This is a genomic window from Craurococcus roseus (assembly GCF_039523795.1).
GTDB lineage: Bacteria > Pseudomonadota > Alphaproteobacteria > Acetobacterales > Acetobacteraceae > Craurococcus > Craurococcus roseus.
Genome location: NZ_BAAAFZ010000076.1, coordinates 1 through 2,095, shown reverse-complemented (window position 1 = coordinate 2,095; position 2,095 = coordinate 1). Strand labels below are relative to the sequence as shown.

2 protein-coding genes are annotated in these 2,095 nt (G+C 77.2%); both read left to right on the top strand.

The features are described from left to right. The coding region (locus ABD067_RS21890; RefSeq protein WP_343897534.1) for a GspE/PulE family protein at window positions 1-1,278 on the top strand (1,278 nt) is incomplete at its 5' end. Beyond that, a partial coding sequence (locus tag ABD067_RS21885; protein ID WP_343897533.1) for a type II secretion system F family protein occupies window positions 1,275-2,095 on the top strand: 821 nt, incomplete at its 3' end. The genes ABD067_RS21890 and ABD067_RS21885, both read left to right, overlap by 4 nt.

The following is a 2,095-nucleotide window of genomic DNA, read 5'->3' as shown; positions in this document are numbered from 1 at the left end:
GCCCCGGCCGGCAGCTTCATGACCGGGCAGAGCATCGTGGTGGACGGCGGCACCCTGGCCGGCGTCGCCGCCGGCGCGGACGACGACGCCCGGCTCCGCGACCGGGCCAGCGAGGCGCCGGTGGTCCGCCACGTCAACGCGCTGATCCTCGACGCCGTGGAGCGCGGCGCCTCCGACATCCACCTGGAAGCCACGGAAAGCGGCCTGCGGACTCGGCTGCGCGTGGACGGCGTGCTGCGCGAGGCCGGCACGGTGCCCCCCGCCCTCGGCGCCGGCGTGGTGTCCCGGCTCAAGATCATGGCGCGGCTCGACGTGGCGGAGCGCCGGCTGCCGCAGGACGGGCGCCTCCGCATGGCCGTCCGTGGGCGCGACATCGATTTCCGCATCTCCCTCATCCCGGCGCTGGACGGGGAGGGTGTGGTGCTCCGCGTCCTCGACCGCGGCGCCGTCGCGCTCGACTTCGCCGCCCTCGGCTTCGCGGAAGCGGAGGCGGCGGCGTTGGGGGCGCTGGTGGCGGAGACCAGCCGCCTCGTCCTGGTCACCGGGCCGACCGGCAGCGGCAAGACCACCACGCTCTACGCCGCGCTCAACGCTGTGGACCGGCAGCGGCTCAAGGTCGTGACCATCGAGGACCCGGTGGAATACCGGCTGGACGGCGTGAGTCAGGTGCAGGTGAAGCCGCAGATCGGCTTCGGCTTCGCCGAGGCGCTGCGCGCCATGCTGCGGCACGACCCGGACGTGGTGCTGGTGGGCGAGATCCGCGACCCGGCGACGGCCGAGGCGGCGGCGCAGGCGGCGCTCACCGGCCATCTGGTGCTGGCGACGCTGCACACCAACGACGCCCCCTCGGCGGTGACGCGGCTGATGGACCTCGGCCTGCCGGACTACCTCATCGCCTCCGTGCTGCGCGGCGCCGTGGCGCAGCGCCTGGTGCGCACCCTCTGCGCCGCCTGCCGGGAGCCCTACGACGCGCCCGCCGGCTTGGCCGAGCGGCTCGGCCTCGCGCGCCTCGCCGGCGGCTGCGGCCCGATCCGACTGAACCGGCCGCGCGGCTGCGGAGCCTGCGGCGGCACCGGCTACCGCGGCCGCGGCGCGGTGCTGCAAGTCATGCCCTTCTCGCCGAGGCTGCGGGACGCGGTGCTGCGCCGCGCCGACGCCGGGACGCTGCACGACTTGGCGGCGTCCGAGGGCATGGCGAGCCTGCGCGAAGCCGCGCTCCGCAAGGCCCTCGCCGGCGCCACCTCCTTAGAGGAGGTGATGCGGGTGGTCGGCGGGTGAGCGCGCGCGCCGTGCCGAACTTCGACTACACCGCCCTCGCCGCCGACGGCCGCGCCCTGGCCGGCCGGATCGAGGCAACGGACCGCGCCGACGCGGCGCGGCGATTGCAGCAGGCCGGCCACTTGCCGGTCGACGTGCTGCCCGCGGGGAGCAAGGGCGCCGCGTCCGCGACGGGACCGCAACGCGCGGCCGCCGTGCCGGCACGAGAGCTGGCGCGGTTGACGCGCGGCCTTTCCCTGCTGCTCGGCGCCGGGCTTCCCCTCGACACGGCGCTCGACGCCATGGCGGGCGCCGAAGCCAAGCGGATGCCGCGGCTCCTGCTGCAAGCGTTGCGCGAGGGGGTCCGCGGCGGGACGGGCTTCGGCGCGGCCGTGGCGGCGCGGCCCGCCGCCTTCCCCGGCTGGTACGCCGCGGCGGTTTCCGCCGCCGAGGGCACCGGACGCTTGCCCGAGATCCTGGACCGCCTTTCGTCCGAATTGCTCCGCGCCGCCCGCACCTCCGAGCGCGTGCGCGCCGGGCTCACCTACCCGGCCGTGGTGCTGGTCCTCGCCGTCGTCGCCGTCGGCGTGCTGGTGGCGGTGGTGCTGCCGGCCCTCGAGCCCCTTTTCGCGGCCGGCGCCGGCGACTTGCCCCGTTCGACCCGGGCGGTGCTGGCCGTGGGCGCTTGGTTGCGGGAGTGGGGCGCGCCGGGCCTCGCCCTCCTGCTGGCGTCGGGGCTGCTGGCCGCCCGCGCCACCGCGTCCCCCAGGGCGCGGCGCTGGCGCGATGCGCGCGCGCTGCGCCTGCCGCTGCTGGGGCCGATCGCGCGGCGCGCCGC